The 14,585-nt window shown below is 52.8% G+C and carries 11 protein-coding genes and 1 riboswitch; of the genes, 10 read left to right on the top strand and 1 reads right to left on the bottom strand.

Features of this window, described 5'->3' with window-relative positions; genetic code table 11:
* Window positions 1–14 precede the first annotated feature (14 nt).
* The 7 genes from cobT to fusA all read left to right on the top strand — a co-directional run bounded on the left by cobT (window position 15) and on the right by fusA (window position 9,602).
* Window positions 15–1,079, top strand: coding sequence for a nicotinate-nucleotide--dimethylbenzimidazole phosphoribosyltransferase (gene cobT, locus WKR14_RS17310; RefSeq protein ID WP_287591538.1), 1,065 nt, complete (start codon window positions 15–17; stop codon window positions 1,077–1,079).
* Entirely contained in the window at window positions 1,079–1,855 is a 777-nt protein-coding gene (locus tag WKR14_RS17305; RefSeq protein ID WP_101052783.1) for an adenosylcobinamide-GDP ribazoletransferase, read from the top strand. The genes cobT and WKR14_RS17305 overlap by 1 nt, the downstream gene beginning before the upstream one ends.
* A complete protein-coding gene (cobU, locus tag WKR14_RS17300; protein WP_234555532.1) occupies window positions 1,852–2,448 on the top strand; it encodes a bifunctional adenosylcobinamide kinase/adenosylcobinamide-phosphate guanylyltransferase in 597 nt (198 codons plus the stop codon). The genes WKR14_RS17305 and cobU overlap by 4 nt, the downstream gene beginning before the upstream one ends.
* 74 nt (window positions 2,449–2,522) lie before the next feature.
* A complete protein-coding gene (locus WKR14_RS17295; protein WP_339087761.1) occupies window positions 2,523–4,196 on the top strand; it encodes a cobyric acid synthase in 1,674 nt (557 codons plus the stop codon).
* Complete coding sequence (gene cobO / locus WKR14_RS17290; protein WP_335921881.1) at window positions 4,186–4,800, top strand: cob(I)yrinic acid a,c-diamide adenosyltransferase; 615 nt, start codon at window positions 4,186–4,188, stop codon at window positions 4,798–4,800. Before WKR14_RS17295 ends, cobO begins: the two co-directional genes overlap by 11 nt.
* A gap of 1,016 nt (window positions 4,801–5,816) precedes the next feature.
* Window positions 5,817–7,250, top strand: coding sequence for a diguanylate cyclase (locus tag WKR14_RS17285; protein ID WP_339087040.1), 1,434 nt, complete (start codon window positions 5,817–5,819; stop codon window positions 7,248–7,250).
* Window positions 7,251–7,511: 261 nt separating this feature from the next.
* Window positions 7,512–9,602: an elongation factor G gene (fusA, locus tag WKR14_RS17280; protein WP_234555542.1), complete on the top strand. Its 2,091-nt coding sequence runs from the start codon at window positions 7,512–7,514 to the stop codon at window positions 9,600–9,602.
* Window positions 9,603–9,939: 337 nt separating this feature from the next.
* On the opposite strand, the gene arcA is transcribed toward fusA, so the two are convergent.
* On the bottom strand, window positions 9,940–10,656 hold the full coding sequence (gene arcA, locus WKR14_RS17275; RefSeq protein ID WP_039035539.1) for a two-component system response regulator ArcA: 717 nt from the start codon (window positions 10,654–10,656) through the stop codon (window positions 9,940–9,942).
* A gap of 560 nt (window positions 10,657–11,216) precedes the next feature.
* Here arcA and WKR14_RS17270 point away from each other — a divergent pair.
* The 3 genes from WKR14_RS17270 (at window position 11,217) to WKR14_RS17260 (ending at window position 14,510) form a co-directional block, all read left to right on the top strand.
* Entirely contained in the window at window positions 11,217–11,651 is a 435-nt protein-coding gene (locus WKR14_RS17270) for a DUF3293 domain-containing protein (protein WP_101052793.1), read from the top strand.
* An 82-nt stretch (window positions 11,652–11,733) separates the two neighbouring features.
* Window positions 11,734–11,910, top strand: a riboswitch (Lysine riboswitch).
* A 136-nt stretch (window positions 11,911–12,046) separates the two neighbouring features.
* Entirely contained in the window at window positions 12,047–13,414 is a 1,368-nt protein-coding gene (gene lysC, locus WKR14_RS17265; protein ID WP_101052795.1) for a lysine-sensitive aspartokinase 3, read from the top strand.
* On the top strand, window positions 13,404–14,510 hold the full coding sequence (locus WKR14_RS17260; protein WP_101052797.1) for a succinylglutamate desuccinylase/aspartoacylase family protein: 1,107 nt from the start codon (window positions 13,404–13,406) through the stop codon (window positions 14,508–14,510). The genes lysC and WKR14_RS17260 overlap by 11 nt, the downstream gene beginning before the upstream one ends.
* The last annotated feature ends 75 nt before the right edge of the window (window positions 14,511–14,585 follow it).

Genomic DNA, 14,585 nt, shown 5'->3' with positions numbered 1-14,585 from the left:
TAAGAGAGGGAAGGATGTACCAGGTTGCAGCAATCAATCGCGCGCTGGATGACGCGATTCAGGCTCGCATAGACAACAAGACTAAACCCCTGGGGGCTTTGGGTGAGCTGGAGGCTTTGGCGCTGCAATTGGGGCGCATTCAGCTCGGTTCCGCCACTGATGAGTTGGTCATTCGCCGCCCCGTGATGCTGGTGTTTGCCGCCGACCATGGTATTGCCGCGGCCGGGGTGTCGATTGCTCCCAGCGAGGTGACCACCCAAATGGTGCTCAACTTTGTTGCCGGCGGCGCCGCCATCAATGTGTTTTGTCGCCAGACCGGCTTCGAGCTGGAGGTGATTGACTGCGGCATTCTCAGCCCCTTGGGGATCCCCGAGGTTACAGCGCAGCGTCTGGGCGCCGGTACCGGGCCTATCCACAAACGCGCCGCCATGACACTGGGCGCTGTGCATCAAGGGTTTGCCATGGCGCGCACCTTGGTAAAACGCCATATCGATGCCGGCAGCAACCTGCTGGCGCTGGGGGAGATGGGAATAGGCAACACCTCTTCTGCCGCCGCAGTGATGGCTGCTCTGACCGGCCTGCCTGTGAGTGAATGTGTCGGCCGCGGCACCGGCATAGATGCCGCGACGCTTAAGCGCAAATGCCTGCTGATAGAGCAGGCTCTGCTGCTGCACCACTGCGAGCTGACCGAGCCGCTCAGTATCCTCGCCTGCCTCGGAGGCTTTGAAATAGTGCAGATGACAGGGGCCATGTTGGCGGCGGCCGAATTTGGCGTGCCCGTGCTGGTGGACGGTTTTATCGCGTCGACAGCGGCGCTGGCGGCTGTGCGTTTGGCGCCGGGGGTGAGGGATTATCTTATTTTTGCCCATGAGTCCGAAGAGCGCGGCCACAAGTTGCTGCTCGATGCCATGTCCGCCAAGCCTTTGCTGCGGCTTGGGCTCAGGTTGGGTGAAGGCTCGGGCGCGGCGCTGGCGCTGCCTTTGGTGCAGGCGGCGGCCAACTTCTACAACCAGATGGCCAGCTTTGGTGAAGCCGGGGTCGACAAGGTGGTAGAGCCAGCTACCCAAGAGGTGCTCTGATGGGATTCTGGCTCGGGCAGCTGCGGCTGTTTTTGATCGCAATAGGTTTTTTCACCCGTATTCCTGTGCCCAGCGCCCTGACGGTGGATAGCGACAGCCTCAACAAGGCCAGCCGCTACTTTGGCCTGGTGGGCGTGGTGGTGGGTTTGATCTCCGCCTTGGTGTTACTGCTGGCCGCTGGCATATTGCCAAGCTCCATCGCCATAGTGCTGGCGATGATTAGCAGTGTGCTGGTTACCGGAGGTTTTCATGAAGATGGCCTGGCCGACACCGCCGATGGTTTCGGCGGCGGTTGGCGGGTAGAAGACAAACTGAAAATCATGAAAGACAGCCGCCTTGGCAGCTATGGCGCCTTGGCATTGGTGTTGGTGTTGCTGCTCAAGTACCAGTTACTGCTGGAGTTGGCACTTTACGACATCAACCAGGCGGCGCTGGCCCTGGTATTGGCGCACTGTGTCAGCCGGGTGACGGCGGCCAGCATTATCTTCAGCGAAACCTATGTTCGCGACGAGGGCAAGAGCAAACCTCTGGCGCAGCAGCAGGGGCTCAATGAGCTGGGTATTTTGCTGCTGACTGGAATTGTGCTGACGGCAGTGCTGTCCACCACGCTGCTGTTCTGGCTACTGCCGACCATGTTGTTACTGCGTTGGGCCCTGGTGTTCTGGTTCCGGCGCCAGATTGGCGGTTACACCGGCGATACCCTGGGAGCGGCGCAGCAGGTGAGTGAGCTGGCGGTTTATATGCTGTTGCTGGCATTGGGGGGCAGCCCGGCATGATCCATCTTATTCTGGGTGGTGCCCGCAGCGGCAAGAGTGGTTACGCCGAGCGGCAACTGGCCGACTTGTGCCCGGCCAATGTCCGCCCCTGGTATCTGGCAACGGCCGAGGCCGCCGATGAGGAGATGGCCCGGCGTATCGCCCACCATCAAACTGCGCGCCAAGGCGGCAGCCTCGAATGGCAGTTGGCCGAGGTGCCGCTCGATTTGGCCAAGGCGCTTGTGCAGCGCTCAGGCTCTGGAGCGCCGGTATTGGTAGACTGCCTGACGCTTTGGCTCAGTAACCAGCTCTTCTTTGGTGCCGATATGGCTAGCGAACGCGCGGCCTTGCTGCAGGCGGTAGCCGAGTTTGACGGCGATCTGCTGTTGGTGAGCAACGAAGTCGGCTCCGGCATAGTGCCGCTTGGGGAGCTGAGTCGGCGTTTTGTCGATGAGGCCGGTTGGCTCAATCAGGCGCTGGCCGCCAAGGCCGACAGAGTCTCTCTGGTTGTCGCCGGTTTACCGCTGGCGTTAAAGCCTGTGAACTCTGATAGCAGTGGCTCCCTGGGCTTGAGCGCTTCGGGTACAAGCCCGGATCAGCGGGGTAAGGTGTGAGTAATCCAGTACCCCATAATGGCGCAGAACTTAAAGCTGAATTTTCGGCTCTGGCCCGGCCTGGCCGCAGCCTTATGGTGCAGGGCACCACTTCGGATGCCGGTAAGAGCACCTTGGTAGCCGGACTCTGCCGGGTGTTTCATCGTCATGGTCAGCGGGTGGCGCCCTTCAAGCCGCAAAATATGGCGCTCAACAGCGCCGTCACCCGGGATGGCGGTGAAATTGGCCGGGCCCAGGCGCTGCAGGCGGTGGCCGCCGGTCTTGAGCCGAGAATCGATTTCAACCCGGTATTGCTTAAACCCAGCTCGGATACCAAGGCGCAGGTGATTATTCAGGGCAAGGCGCTGACCAGCCTGGAAGCGGCCGCCTTTTTTGGCCCCGAGAGTCGTGACTATAAAGCCGCTGCCATGCAGGCGGTGTTGGCATCCTGGCACAGGTTGCAGCAGGAGTTTGACTGGCTGCTGATAGAAGGCGCCGGTAGCCCGGCCGAAATCAACTTGCGCCAGGGCGATATTGCCAATATGGGCTTTGCCGAAACGGTGGACTGCCCGGTGATCCTCATCGCCGATATCGACAAGGGCGGGGTATTTGCCCACCTGGTCGGTACCTTGGCCCTGCTGTCCGAGAGTGAGCAGGCGCGGGTAAAGGGCTTTGTGATCAATCGTTTTCGCGGTGATATCTCATTACTGCAGTCCGGGCTGGATTGGCTTGAGGCTCACACCGGCAAGCCGGTATTGGGCGTATTGCCCTACCTCGATGCCCTGCATCTGGACGCCGAAGATGCACTGGTGCAAACAACTGCTCAGTCTCAGGGGGCTGCTACCGAGCAGCCGGTAACAGCTCAATCAGCACGAGCTCAATCTGAAACAACTCAATCTGAAAGAACTGGGACGCGACTGCGAGTCGGCGTCTTGGTGTACCCCAGGATCAGCAACCATACCGACTTTGACCCGCTGCGGCTGCATCCGGATATCGAGTTTTGTTATATAGGGCCGACTCATCAGGGCGAACTTCCAGGGCTGGATCTCCTGCTGTTGCCCGGCAGCAAGAATGTGCGCGCCGACCTGGCTTTTATCTGCCAACAGGGCTGGGATAAGGGCATAGCTCGCCATCTGCGCTATGGCGGCAAGCTTATCGGTATCTGCGGCGGCTTTCAGATGCTGGGGCATAGCATTGCCGACCCCTTGGGGCTGGAAGACTTGCCCGGTACCAGCCAAGGGCTGGGATATCTGCCGCTCACTACCGAGCTGCAAGCCGAAAAACAGCTGCTCAATGTCAGCGGTACCCTGAGGCTTGGGCAATCATCGGCATCAGTCTCCGGCTATGAGATCCACTGCGGAGCATCGCGGATCCCGGACCAATGCACCCAGCCACTGTTGCTTAATGAGCGAGGCAGTGACGCCAACAGCGTCAGCGCCACTGAGCCGGCAAAAATCACTGAGCCCGCAAAAATCACTAAGCCAGCAAAAACCACTAAGCTTGCAAAAATCACAGCACCCCGCAGCGAAGGCCTGCTGTCGGAGGATAATCAAATTCTCGGCAGTTATTTGCACGGCCTGTTTGACAGCCCTGAAGCCTGTGAGCTGCTGCTCGCCTGGGCCGGGATGACGGCGTCACAGGGCCATGCCGTGGATATCAATCAGCAGCGCCAGCAACAGCTGGAACGTTTGGCCGATGTGCTGGAGCAACATCTGGATTTCAATAAAATAATCAACATATTCAAAGAGGAAGACCAGGGTGACCGATAATAATCAAACCGATATCAAGGCAGAGCGTCATAAGCAGCGGCAGCAGAAAGTGAAAGTGGCGGTGGATGCCAAAATCGCGGCTGCCACCGAAGAGAAGGGCATACTCCTGGTCGTGACAGGTAACGGCAAGGGCAAGTCCACCTCCGGCTTTGGCACTCTGGCCCGCGCGGTCGGTCATGGCAAGCAGGGTGCCGTGGTGCAGTTTATCAAGGGCACCTGGGAGTGCGGTGAGCGCAAGCTACTGGAAGGCGCCGGGGTCAAGTTCGAAGTCATGGGCACAGGCTTTACCTGGGACACCCAGGACAAAGCCAAGGATATCGCCGCCGCCGAAAAGGCCTGGGCGGCCGCCGAAAAATGGCTTCAGGATGCCAGCATAGACATACTCCTGCTCGATGAACTCACCTACATGGTCAGTTACCACTATCTGGATCTGCAGCGAGTGATAGATGCGTTGCAAAATCGTCCCCCCATGCAGCATGTGATCATCACCGGCCGCAATTGCCACAGGCAACTGATTGAATTGGCAGATACTGTCAGTGAGGTGAATAGCGTGAAGCATGCGTTTGAGGCGGGGATTAAAGCGCAGCCTGGTTTCGACTACTGATATTTCTTCTATTTCTTCCTGTTTGCGACCGTGGCGTTATTGTCTGCGTCGGCTCCCCCAATCACATACTCATTGTATGCTCATGGGCTGAGCTTCCTTGACGGCTTAGCCACAGCCGCAAACAGTTTGAAATAGGTGCATTTGCTCAGGAACTAAAGCTACTCGGCGGCTTTGTCAGTGCTTTATTTTTTGTTTGCGACCGTGGCGTTATTGTCTGCGTTGGCTCCCCCAATCACATACTCATTGTATGCTCATGGGCTGAGCTTCCTTGACGGCTTAGCCACAGCCGCAAACAGTTTGAAATAGGTGCATTTGCTCAGGAACTAAAGCTACTCGGCGGCTTTGTCAGTGCTTTATTTTTTGTTTGCGACCGTGGCGTTATTGTCTGCGTTGGCTCCCCCAATCACATACTCATTGTATGCTCATGGGCTGAGCTTCCTTGACGGCTTAGCCACAGCCGCAAACAGTTTGAAATAGGTGCATTTGCTCAGGAACTAAAGCTACTCGGCGGCTTTGTCAGTGCTTTATTTTTTGTTTGCGACCGTGGCGTTATTGTCTGCGTTGGCTCCCCCTATCACATACTGATTGTATACTCATGGGCTGAGCTTCCTTGACGGCTTAGCCACAGCCGCAAACAGTTTGAAATAGGTGCATTTGCTCAGGAACTAAAGCTACTCGGCGGCTTTGTCAGTGCTTTATTTTTTGTTTGCGACCGTGGCGTTATTGTCTGCGTCGGCTCCCCCTATCACATACTCATTGTATGCTTCTGGGCTGAGCTTCCTTGACGGCTTAGCCACAGCCGCCGTTGGCCGAAGATAGGGAAAGTGTTTTGGATGTCCTGTATATTCCTTCGGAAAGTGTTTAGGGTGTCCTATATATTCTATTAGCCCTATATATTAGGCCGCTTGAGCAACTCAAGCGGGAACCGCCCGATGGCAGCAGAGTGATCCCCAGTGAGAGAGCATAGTTTATGGACTAAAATTCTATGTATTCTGACTCGCCGGAGAGTAAATACTTTGCTGAGGTTTTTGCGGCCCATATTGTTTGGCAGCCTTTTACTGGCAACGGCCGCAGTTAATGCAGTCACGATTCCCTATTGTGTCGACCCCGACTGGATGCCTTATGAAGGAATAGACCAAGGCAATCATGTGGGCATCTCATCCGGCTTTCTTGAATTTATTGAAGAGCAGACTGATTGGCAGTTTCAGTTAGTGCCCACAGACAGCTGGCAACAGACATTAGCCTACTTGAAGCAGCAACGCTGTGTATTCACCACCATGCTTAACTACACTCCCAGGCGCGCTGAGTTCTTATATTTCAGCGATATCTATAGCCGTTCTCCCAATGTGTTGGTTTCACGCCGCGAGCAACCTTTTTTGCAGAATATGGAGCAGGTCGGTGATAGAAGCCTGGCGATCCCCAGAGGCTACCGCTTGCTGGATTATGTGCGCCAGAACTATCCCAAGATCCGCATTATTCTGGCCGAGACAGAGCAGCAGGGATTGGAGATGGTCTCCAGCGGTGAGGCGGATCTGTTTATCGGTTCTATGTATTCCATCAATGCCCGTTTTCAGCAGAGTGGGTTGTTCAATCTCAAAATCGCCGCTTGGGCCGGGCCAGAGGAGCAGTTCCGGATGGCGGTGACTGAGAATAGCAAGTGGATGCTGCCCGAGTTAAATCGTTTGTTGGCGCAGATTTCTGACGACTACAGGGCCAGGCTGTATCGCCAGTGGAGTAATATAGCGGTATTGAAGCAAACGGATAGAGGGCTGACTTGGCAGCTTTTGGTTGTGGTAACACTGGTCTTCGGCGCTTTACTGGCGCGCTACCGCTGGATTAGTAAATATAACCGGGAGCTGACAGCCAAGAATCAACAGTTGGAGAAACTGCGTAATCAGCTATTGGAAACCAATAGGGAACTTGAGTTTATTTCGACCCATGACCCTTTAACCAAGTTGTATAACCGCCACTACTTTCATCGACACTTTGCGCCTGAACATCGAAGTGACGCTATGCGAGGGCATACATCACTGATAGTGATAGATATAGATTTCTTCAAAGATATCAATGATCGCCATGGCCACAGCGTGGGTGACTCTATACTCAGTGAACTGGCTTCTCTGCTCATGGAGGGAGCCCGCGAAATCGACCTGGTGGCCCGTTGGGGCGGTGAAGAGTTTATGATTGTTTGCCCGGATACTGATTGTGTTCAGGCAAGGCATCTGTGCGAGCGCTTGGCATCGGCGATGACTGTCTATCCTTTTTCTGCCGGTGTTCGCCTTAGCTGTAGTTTTGGGCTGACAGAGCTGAAACCCGGAGAGTCTATATGGAGCGCATTTGATCGGGCTGACCAGGCTTTGTATCGGGCCAAGTCGGAAGGCCGTAACAGAATTTGCTGCGATCCTGAATACGATCGAGCCAATAAAATCGGGCCAAATTCATCGGTTTGAGGTTAGAGCGGCACTTTTATGAAGTCAATTTCTGTGTTTATGACCCGAATAGTGAAAGTATGTGCACTCAAGGTGTTGAATTTATAGGGCTTTATTTTTTTAATTCGTTAGCGGTGACAAACTGGTGAAAATTGAAACTGCTGATTGCAGCCTATGGGGGTTTCGGTGTTATAATACGCGCCTTATTTATGGGGTTCCGTCTGTCGCAGCTTTGAAGTGGCATACTCCGTCTCCTATTAACTAATCATTTGAAGTTGAATCATGACTGACTTATCAAAATACAGAAACATTGGTATTTTTGCTCACGTTGACGCGGGTAAAACCACTACCACAGAACGTATCCTGAAACTGACCGGCAAAATCCACAAGATGGGTGACAGCCACGACGGTACCACTACTACTGACTTCATGGAGCAGGAAGCCGAGCGCGGTATTACCATTCAGTCTGCTGCGGTAAGTTGCTTCTGGAAAGATCACCGTTTCAACGTCATCGACACACCCGGACACGTTGACTTCACAGTTGAAGTATATCGTTCTCTGAAAGTTCTGGACGGCGGTATCGGCGTATTCTGTGGTTCAGGTGGTGTTGAGCCTCAGTCCGAAACCAACTGGCGTTATGCTAACGAATCCGAAGTTGCTCGTATCATCTTCGTAAACAAGTTGGACCGTATGGGTGCCGACTTCCTGCGTGTTGTAGGTCAGATCAAGCGCGTTTTGGCTGCGACTCCACTAGTTATGACTCTGCCTATCGGCGTTGAAGACGAGTTCAAGGGCGTTGTTGACGTTCTGAACCGTAAAGCTTACGTATGGGATGATTCTGGTCTGCCAGAAAACTATTCTGAAGAAGCAATCCCAGAAGACATGGTTGACCTGGTTGAAGAGTACCGTGAGCACCTGGTTGAGACTGCTGTTGAGCAGGACGACGACCTGATGGAAGCTTACATGGAAGGTGAAGAACCTTCTATCGAAGACCTGAAGCGTTGTATTCGTAAGGGTACCATCAACCTGTCCTTCTTCCCCACTTACTGTGGTTCTGCTTACCGTAACAAGGGTATGCAGATGGTTCTGGATGCGGTTGTTGATTACCTGCCATCTCCAACAGAAGTTGAGCCTCAGCCTCTGACTGACCCAGAAACTGGTGAAGAAACCGGTGAAGTAGCTACAGTATCTGCTGACGAGCCACTGCGCGCGCTGGCGTTTAAGATCATGGATGACCGTTTCGGTGCCCTGACCTTTATCCGTGTTTACTCAGGTAAGCTGAAGAAAGGTGACACTGTACTGAATAGTGCTACAGGTAAAACTGAGCGTATCGGCCGCATGGTTGAGATGCATGCAAACGATCGTAAAGAGATCGACTCTGCTCAAGCCGGTGACATCATCGCCGTTGTGGGCATGAAGAACGTTCAGACTGGTCACACTCTGTGTGATCCTAAGCACGAATGTACTCTTGAACCTATGATCTTCCCTGATCCAGTAATCTCTATCGCTGTAACTCCTAAGGACAAAGGCGCTTCTGAGAAGCTGGGTGTTGCTCTGGGTAAGATGGTTGCAGAAGATCCATCATTCCAGGTTGAAACTGACCAGGAAACCGGTGAAACCATTCTTAAGGGTATGGGTGAATTGCACCTGGACATCAAAGTAGACATCCTGAAGCGTACTCACGGTGTTGAACTGACTGTTGGTGCTCCACAGGTAGCTTACCGTGAAACCATCACTCAAGCCGTTGAAGACAGCTACACTCACAAGAAGCAGTCTGGTGGTTCTGGTCAGTTCGGTAAGATTGACTACCGCATCCGTCCAGGCGAAGCTGGTAGCGGCTTCAAGTTCACCTCCAGCGTTGTTGGTGGTAACGTACCTCGTGAATTCTGGCCAGCAGTTGAAAGCGGCTTCGAAGACATGATGAACGAAGGTCCTCTGGCTGGCTTCCCTGTACTGGACGTTGAAGTTGAACTGTTCGACGGTGGTTACCACGCAGTTGACTCCTCTGCGATCGCGTTTGAAATCGCTGCCAAGGGCGCATTCCGTCAATCTATGCCTAAAGCCAAGCCTCAGTTGCTTGAGCCTGTGATGAAGGTTGACGTGTTCACTCCAGACGATCACGTTGGTGACGTTATCGGTGACCTGAACCGTCGTCGCGGCATGATCAAGGATCAGGAAGCTGGTCTGACTGGCGTACGCGTTAAGGCTGACGTGCCACTGGCAGAAATGTTCGGTTACATCGGTCACCTGCGTACCATGACTTCTGGTCGTGGTCAGTTCTCCATGGAGTTCTCTCACTATGCTCCATGTCCTGCCAACGTGGCTGAGACTGTTATCGCAGAAACCAAGGCTCGTAACGCAGCCAAGAAATAAGGATTAATTATCCTGATAAAAACCCGCCTTGATGGCGGGTTTTTTTATAGGCGAATATCTTGTGCCGCGAAGTCGGCAGAATCAAATTTGCACTCAGCTCGGCGGATGCCGATAAATATCAGTGGTCGCTTAACCTCGACTTTTAACTACAGTTAAAAAGGGGATAATTACCGTATGGCAACTGTTTCCGAAAGTGGCATATGGCATAGGACCTACGGTGAAGAAGCTGAGATTGACCTTGAGGAAGCCAGAGAGATAGGGGGCAGGAACAGGTGATAAGGGCAGATAAACAAAAGCCAGCTTGATAAGCTGGCTTTGTATTGACTGATAAGTTTTATCAGTCTTCCAGGTTACCACAGAAACGGTAGCCTTCGCCGTGGATGGTGGCGATGATTTCCGGTGTATCAGGCACACTTTCGAAATGCTTACGGATACGGCGGATAGTCACGTCAACAGTACGGTCATGTGGCTTGAGTTCACGGCCGGTCATCTTCATCAGCAGCTCGGCGCGGCTGAGGATCTTGCCTGGGTTTTCCACGAAGTGCAGCATGGCGCGGAATTCGCTACGCGGCAGCTTGTAAGATTCACCCTGTGGGCTGACCAGTGAACGGCTGTTGATTTCCAGGCTCCAGCCATTGAAACGATAATGTTCCACGGCGGCCTTTTCTTCAATTTCAGCACCTGAGCTGTTGACGCGAGTCAGCAGGTTGCGGGCACGAATAGTCAACTCACGAGGGTTGAACGGTTTGGTGATGTAATCATCAGCACCGATTTCCAAGCCCAAGATCTTGTCTACTTCGTTGTCACGACCGGTAAGGAAGATGAGACCGATATTGTTGATTTCGCGCAACTCCCGCGCCAACAGCAAACCATTCTTACCCGGCAGGTTGATATCCATAACTACCAGGTTCACCTTGTTTTCCTGCAAGGCTTTGTGCATCTCTGCGCCATCATTGGCTTCGGTTACCACATAACCTTCTGCCTCGAAAATACTTCTCAGCGTGTTACGGGTAACGGCTTCATCTTCAACGATCAGAATGTGCGGGTTTTGCATGTTATTTACCTAATTAAATCAGTTTATCTAACCATGAGCGCGGGTGACGCTCCGCTATACTCTCTAAAACGCCAACATTCACAGGGTTCACGTAAGTGCTGTTCAAAACTGAAATGAAACGGCAACACACTTCATGATTAGCAAAAAGTATGCTCTCCACCCGGAGAGGCGCGAACTGTACTCTCTAGGATTCCCAGTGGCGGGATTTAGTTCCTGAAAGACATGGAAAATCCAGAAAATGCGATCTTAAAACCAGATTACATTTGGTACAGAGTCGTTATCGATAGAGACTTATGCTGTCGCGTAATGGCGCTAGCCTGGTCACACGCTTAACTCTAGGCCTCAGTCGATACAATCCATTGTACTAGGATTAGGCATTTGTTAACAAATGAAATGTTAACAAATTAATGTTTAACTATGATCTATGTCACAGGTTTTTATGTTAGATATTGAAACTTAAGCATTTTGTGTTTTGCCTTACTGTGAGCTTGCTCACGGGGCTAGGGGATTTCGTAAGCCTTTGCTAGAATAACTCCGGTTCATTAGAGACAGATACTACAATGGATGCTGCATTTGAAAGTCTCTGGCAGTACTACCAGAGCGCATGCTTTTTTTTGACTCAGTCGTTTTCTTCCGCTGTTCCTTTTGCCATTGTCACCGCCCATAATCCCCTAGGGCAAAAACTGACTTCCTGCCAAAACCGTCTTCTCGATCGGCAATTACAAGGTGATATTGATAAGCTGGGCATACCCTATCGGGCTATTATAGGTGCGGCCGATGATCTCAGTCATATGGAAAAAAGTTGGGCCCTTTTTTTGGATAAGGCTGCGGCAATCGAGCTAGCATTCAAGTACCGTCAGAATGCACTTTATTATGTGGATAAAGGCTTGCTGACCTTAGTGCCCTGCCATAAAGGTGAGCATGAAATAGAGCTTGGATTATTTGCAAACCGAGCTCGTTTGGTCAATGAATTACCTGAACTTAGTGATAAATGAGTTGAGGATATTTCATCAGATGCAAATTAGCATTGACTTCATAAGGGCTTTATTGCTAATTTTTTCATCCCTTTCGCAAGAAAGGAACAGAAGAGGTGCGTTAACTAGGTAGTGAGTCAGAGGAAGCCAATTTCCAATGACGGCTCATGAGGGAGATTAACGCCGAGGTCGGGATGCGCATTGGTAACGCTCTCCGGTCGGTTGGTCAGGCTGAATCCTGGCGGCTGTCACCTGGTTTTGGTGGAGAGCTTCTGGTGACGATCGCTTTTTCCCTACTTTGGGGTGCGTTATCTCAGCACCAGGCTCTTCGAACGTTATCTGTTCGGAGCTTAACTCATGAAGTTTATTCTCGTTATCGACCTTTCCCTGTCACCTGCCTGTGGGGGAATGCGCTGATGTCTCTTGTTGTTGCCAAGTTTGGCGGTACCTCAGTTGCCGATTATCAGGCGATGAATCGCTGTGCCGACATAGTGCTTGCAAATTCAGCCACCCGTTTGGTTGTGGTGAGTGCATCCAGTGGTGTAACCAATCTGTTGGTGGAGCTATCTCAGGCAGACATGGGAGATGAGCGTCGTCTCAAACTACTGAAAGATATTGCCACCATTCAATATGCGATTCTGGACAAACTTGGCAGACCTGCCGATGTTGCCGCAGCGCTGGATGCTTTGCTCAGCCGCATGGCAACGCTCAGTGCCAAGCTGTTGCAGGCGCCGAGTCATGCTATGGTGGATGAGATCCTGTCCCTTGGTGAGCAATGCTCTTCAGCGCTGTTTGCCGCGGTTTTGAGAGAACGCGGTGCCAAGGCCAGCGCCTTTGATGTGCGTCAGGTGATGCGTACTGATAGCCATTTCGGTAAGGCCGAACCACAAATCGCCGAGCTAAAGCGACTGGCGACAGAGAAATTAAAACCCTTGCTTGAGCAGCAACTGCTGGTGACCCAGGGCTTTATCGGCGCCGATGCCGATGGCCGAACCACTACACTTGGACGTGGCGGCAGTGATTATTCCGCGGCTCTGTTGGCAGAAGCTTTGGAAGCCGATGCGGTCGAGATCTGGACCGATGTAGAAGGAATTTACACCACAGATCCCAGACTGGCTCCCAACGCCAGGCCTATCGCAGAAATCAGTTTTAACGAGGCGGCAGAGATGGCCACCTTTGGTGCCAAGGTGCTGCACCCTGCCACCATCTTGCCGGCGGTGCGTCAACAGATCCAGGTGTTTGTCGGCTCCAGTCGGGCACCGGAAAAAGGCGGTACCTGGATCCGTCACCAAGTGGAAGATGAGCCGGTATTCAGGGCTGTTGCGGTGAGACGAGATCAGACTCTGCTTAACTTGCACAGTTTGCAGATGTTGCATGCCCAAGGCTTTTTGGCAGAGACCTTTGCTGTGTTGGCGCGGCACAAGATCAGTGTTGACCTCATTACCACCTCTGAGGTGAATGTGTCGCTGACCCTGGATAAAACGGGCTCAGATTCGGCCGGCAAGGGGCTTCTGACCGAAGCACTGCTGCAAGAGTTATCGCAGAACTGCCGTGTGCGGGTGGAAGACAAGCTGGCTCTGGTGGCCATCATAGGCAACAAGATAGCCACTACCGCCGGGATCTGTCGCCGGGTATTTGAAGTGCTTGAACCCCATAATGTCCGAATGATCTGTCAGGGTGCCAGTCCGCACAATCTTTGTGTCTTGGTGTCGGAAGCCGAAGCCGGTGATGTGGTAGCCGCTTTGCATCGCAACCTGTTTGAAGGTGCTCAGGATGCAGCTTGAACACCTGCCGGTTGGGGAGCTGGCCGCAGGTCAGCCTCTGACCATACCCGTTTATCGCTTCAAAGGCACCAGTCATAAGGCACCCAGCGTCTATATTCAGGCTAATGTGCATGGCGCCGAGGTGCAGGGCAATGCGGTGATTTTGCAGCTGCTGCAGTACTTCAGGGATTATCCGCCTCTGGGAGATATCACCCTGGTGCCTCTGGCCAACCCCTTGGGGATTAACCAGAAAAGCGGTGAGTTTACCTTGGGCCGTTTCGATCCCATCACAGGTATTAACTGGAACCGAGCTTATCTGGATCAGGCCGTCCAGCTGGATGATTGGTATCTACAGCACAGTGAGTTGCCGGAGCAAGCACTGTTTGACGCTTTTCGTCAGCTTCTCATTGCCAACTGTGAACAGGCATTGGCCAATCCTTGGGGAGTGACGACCGGCCAGAGATTGGCACTCAATCTGCAGAAACTGGCGCACAGTGCTGACATAGTGCTGGATCTGCACACTGGCCCCAAGTCCTGTAAACACCTCTATTGCCCCGAGTATGAGCTGTCCGCTGCAGGTTACTTTCATATTCCCTACACCTTGGTGATGCCCAAAGGCTTTGGCGGCGCCATGGATGAAGCGGCCTTCAATCCCTGGTGGCAACTTAGCGACTATGCCAAGAGTCGCGGGCGAGAGCTGAAAGTCGCAGTATCGGCCTTTACCTTGGAGCTTGGCAGTCAGGAGCGTATCGATCTTGCCGATGCCAGTCGCGATGCCGAAGGGATATTAAGTTATCTGAGCTATAGAGAGGTGATAGCCCAGAGCGTACAACCCGAGGTGATGCCGCGTTTTGCTTGTTTGCTGAAAGACTATCGAAAGTTTCATGCACCTATGGCCGGTATGGTGGAATATCTGGCCAAGCCGGGGGTGCCTTTGTCCGCCGGCGCGCCTCTGGTCAATATGCTCAGGCTCGACCGAGTCGATGCCGGTACTGAAGTCACCAGGCTCTCGCTTAATGAGGATGTGATCCCCGTGCTACATTTTGCCTCGGCGTCTGTGCACCAGGGAACTGAGCTCTACAAGGTGATGACCAACTACTTTACTCTTTTTGATTAAGTTAAATCCCGGTGTGAACTTGATTTTAACGTCTACTATTCTGTAAATGGCTGATAAATTGTAATTTTTTGTGTA

The organism is Shewanella chilikensis, from assembly GCF_037953065.1.
In the GTDB taxonomy this organism is placed as follows: domain Bacteria; phylum Pseudomonadota; class Gammaproteobacteria; order Enterobacterales; family Shewanellaceae; genus Shewanella; species Shewanella chilikensis.
This window is presented reverse-complemented; position numbering and strand designations above follow the sequence as displayed.

What these genes read in the sequence shown, in the direction of transcription:
- cobT (WP_287591538.1), top strand. Translation starts at nt 15, where the DNA reads ATGTACCAGGTTGCAGCAATCAATCGCGCGCTGGATGACGCGATTCAG.
- WKR14_RS17305 (WP_101052783.1), top strand. Translation starts at nt 1,079, where the DNA reads ATGGGATTCTGGCTCGGGCAGCTGCGGCTGTTTTTGATCGCAATAGGT.
- cobU (WP_234555532.1), top strand. Translation starts at nt 1,852, where the DNA reads ATGATCCATCTTATTCTGGGTGGTGCCCGCAGCGGCAAGAGTGGTTAC.
- WKR14_RS17295 (WP_339087761.1), top strand. Translation starts at nt 2,523, where the DNA reads ATGGTGCAGGGCACCACTTCGGATGCCGGTAAGAGCACCTTGGTAGCC.
- fusA (WP_234555542.1), top strand. Translation starts at nt 7,512, where the DNA reads ATGACTGACTTATCAAAATACAGAAACATTGGTATTTTTGCTCACGTT.
- arcA (WP_039035539.1), bottom strand. Translation starts at nt 10,656, where the DNA reads ATGCAAAACCCGCACATTCTGATCGTTGAAGATGAAGCCGTTACCCGT.
- WKR14_RS17270 (WP_101052793.1), top strand. Translation starts at nt 11,217, where the DNA reads ATGGATGCTGCATTTGAAAGTCTCTGGCAGTACTACCAGAGCGCATGC.
- lysC (WP_101052795.1), top strand. Translation starts at nt 12,047, where the DNA reads ATGTCTCTTGTTGTTGCCAAGTTTGGCGGTACCTCAGTTGCCGATTAT.
- WKR14_RS17260 (WP_101052797.1), top strand. Translation starts at nt 13,404, where the DNA reads ATGCAGCTTGAACACCTGCCGGTTGGGGAGCTGGCCGCAGGTCAGCCT.